The sequence below is a fragment of the Pedococcus sp. NPDC057267 genome, from assembly GCF_042668795.1.
In the GTDB taxonomy this organism is placed as follows: Bacteria; Actinomycetota; Actinomycetes; order Actinomycetales; family Dermatophilaceae; genus Pedococcus.
Window position 1 is genome coordinate 1 of the sequence record NZ_JBHUYG010000175.1, and the last position, 3,064, is coordinate 3,064.

Below are 3,064 nucleotides of genomic sequence, written 5' to 3' on the forward strand. Positions count from 1 at the left end.
CCCCTCGAGCGGGGGGCACGCGGCGTTCTGGGCCGCGTCCGCGGGCGTGTGGACCCGGCCTGTGGGCGGATGGCCCGTCTCGCGGGCGCAGTTGCCGTGGCAGGCTGGGTGCGTGGTGGAGATGGAGCGCGCGGAGTTCGAGCAGGCGGTGGACGCTGCCCTCGACGGGGTCCCGGCCGAGCTGCTGCGCCTGATGGACAACGTGGTCATCTTCCTCCAGGACGAGCCGCCGGCCGACGAGCCCGACCTCCTGGGCGTCTACGAGGGCGTGCCCCTCACGGAGCGCGGTGAGGCGTGGGCGACGGGCGCCCTCCCCGACCGCATCACGGTCTTCCGGGGGCCGCTGACGCGGATGTGCGACACCAGGGACGAGCTCGTCGAGGAGGTCGCGGTGACCGTGGTCCACGAGATCGCCCACCACTTCGGCATCGACGACGACCGGCTGCACGAGCTGGGCTGGGGCTGACGGCTGCCCGGCCCGGCGCGGGACAGCCCCGGCGCCGCCAGCGAGGCAGCGGCAGCCCCACCGCCGTCAGCGAGGCAGGGGGGACAGCCCCACCGCCGGCAGCGAGGCGGGGACAGCCCCAGCGCCGTCAGCGAGGCAGGGACAGGCGGAACGCCGCCGCCATCGAGGCAGCCCCGGCCGCGCGCCCCAGCGGGTCGGTGCGCGTCACCTCGGCGTAGAGCCGGGTGAGCGAGTAGTGGTCGAGCGGCGCCGACACGACCACGTGGTGCAGTGACGGGTGCGCCACCACGGTGAGCACCCGGTTGCCGGATGACTGGTCGTCCTCGTCGGCCGTGAGCACGACGACGAGCCGGCCCGAGCGCCAGTCGGGTCCCGCCTCGATGCGCGTCATCCACGTCCGGAACCAGTCGTCGGCGACGCCGAGGGCGCAGTCGTGCGCGTCGTGGCACAGGTCCGGAACCACCATGCCGGCGGCAGGGAGCGTCCCGCCGGCGATGGCCGCCGGCAACGCGTCGAGCGGCAGGTCGTGGCGGTCGCAGGCCGCCCGCTCCGCGGGGAAGTACGCCCAGGGGTTGTGCTTGACGGCATACCGGCCGCCCGGAACCGGCTGGCACGCGCGACCCATGCCCTCCACGTAGACCGCAGCGGTCGAGCCGGCAGCCAGCGCGCGGCCGAAGACGGTCGCCCCGGTCAGGGGGTGCTGCGCGGGGGGCGCGTCGTCCGTGACCCCGTGGGTGCTGCCCGAGGCGATGGCCAGGTAGTTGGGGAGCGACGGGTGGCGCACCGCCGACCAGCCGGTGGCGTAGCCGTACCGCTGGGCGAGCGCCTCGGTGTACGGCATCTGGGCTCGCATCTGGGACAGCGAGTGGTTCTCCATGACGACCACGAGCAGCTTGGTGGGGGCCGCGGAGGTGCCGACGGACGTCGCCCCGGTCGACCGAGTCGCACCGGTGGGTGCCGTCGTCGGGCGGCCTGGGCCGACACCCGTCGACGGCGACGCTGACGCGGTCGTGCGCGCCGGCGTGGAGGTGTTCCCGACGCGGTCGGGTGAACCACCGGCGCAGCCCGCGCCGAGGGCCACCAGGGCTGCCAGGCCTGCTCCGTGGAGCCGTCGGGCGACCCGGCCGCGCCGGACGGGGCCGGTCCCCGCGGCGCGACCGTCAGGGCGGCTCACTCCGGGCGCCTCAGACGAGGGCGCTCTGCTTCACCCAGTCGGCGTAGGAGTACTGCCAGACCCCGATGCCCTCGGTCGGCTGGAAGACCCGGCTGGACCCGGTGAAGACCACGACGTCGCCCGCCTTGGACACGCCGTACATCCACGCGGCCTCGCTCGGCGACATGTTGACGCACCCGTGGCTGACGTTGGTGCTGCCCTGCGAGCCGACGGACCACGGCGCCGAGTGGAGGTACTCCCCCGTCCAGGTGACCCGCATGGCGTCCTGCGTCGTGATCTTGTAGTACCCGGGGTCGCCCTTCTTGATCCCGATGGTCGTCGAGTCCATGACCACGGTCCCCTCCTTGCGGATGATGACCTTGATCCCCGATCGGGTCTCCGTCTGCGGACCCGGGCGACCAGCGCTGATCGGGATGGTGCGCAGGACCTTGCCGTTCTGGGTGACGGTCATGACGTGGTGGGCGATGTCGACGGTCGAGATCATCGCCGAGCCCACCGTGAAGCTCGCGCTGTCGTCGTTGGCGATCCACTTGCCCGGGCCGGTCTGCACGCCCGTCAGCGGTGCCTTGATCGTCACCGTGGTCCCGGGCTTCCAGTAGCTCACCGGACGCCACATGAGCTGGCGGTTGTCGAGCCAGCCCCAGTGGCCCTCGACCTTGGGCGAGGTCGTCACCGTGACGAGCTTCTCGACCTCTGCGCGCTCGGCCTTCGTCGACACGGGCGTGTCGAACTGGATCGACGCCGGCATGCCGATCCCCACGGTCTGGCCGGAGTAGAGGATGCCGTAGGTCGCCGTCACGGCCGGCTTGAGCGTGTGGAAGCTGGAGGTGCTCGTGCCGGGGGTGCCGTCGGACCCGGTTGCCGTCATCGAGACCGTGTAGGCGGTGTCGGGGACGAGACGCCCCGTGGACGTCCAGGTGCCGTTCTCGAGCGAGCCCTGGACCGGCCGGCCGTCGGCGGCCTTGACCGTCACCGACGTGAGCGTCCCGGACTTGGCCTGCACCACCACCGGGGAGCTCGGAAGGACCCCGGTGGTGCCGTCGGCGGGCGTGACCGAGAGGTCGGCCGGCACGACGGTGGCACTGCTGGAGCTGGACGAGGACGACGAGGAGGAGCCGCCGGGGACGCCCTGCGCCGACTGCCCGCTGGCCGCCGCGGAGCACCCGGCGACCAGGGCAGCTGCCGTGGCCACGGCGGCCGCCGCGACGAGCTGTCGGCGTACCCGAAGAGTCCTACCCACCACTTGCTGCTCCTGTGCTCGCACCCGCCGGGCGCGTTCCTCGCGTTCGTGTCCTGTCTCGGCCGGGCCGCGCGCGCAGTGCGCCGTGGTCCACCCCGTCAGACGCCGCACGACCCCGTCCGGTTGGCCGTCGGCGCCCGTGATCGGCCAGGCGGTCGCGACCGCGTCAGGCCCCCATGGGGAC

The 3,064-nt window shown here is 73.4% G+C and carries 3 protein-coding genes; 1 reads left to right on the top strand and 2 read right to left on the bottom strand.

All coding sequences use genetic code 11. From position 1 onward, the window contains the following. The first annotated feature begins 121 nt into the window (after positions 1–121). Positions 122–466, top strand: coding sequence for a metallopeptidase family protein (locus ACFUC1_RS20440; RefSeq protein ID WP_379123126.1), 345 nt, complete (start codon positions 122–124; stop codon positions 464–466). Between the two features lie 127 nt (positions 467–593). Here the strand turns inward: ACFUC1_RS20440 and ACFUC1_RS20445 are convergent, their stop codons facing one another. Beyond that, entirely contained in the window at positions 594–1,640 is a 1,047-nt protein-coding gene (locus ACFUC1_RS20445; RefSeq protein ID WP_379123122.1) for an alkaline phosphatase family protein, read from the bottom strand. 10 nt (positions 1,641–1,650) lie between these two features. Then, a partial coding sequence (locus ACFUC1_RS20450; protein ID WP_379123124.1) for an Ig-like domain-containing protein occupies positions 1,651–3,064 on the bottom strand: 1,414 nt, incomplete at its 5' end.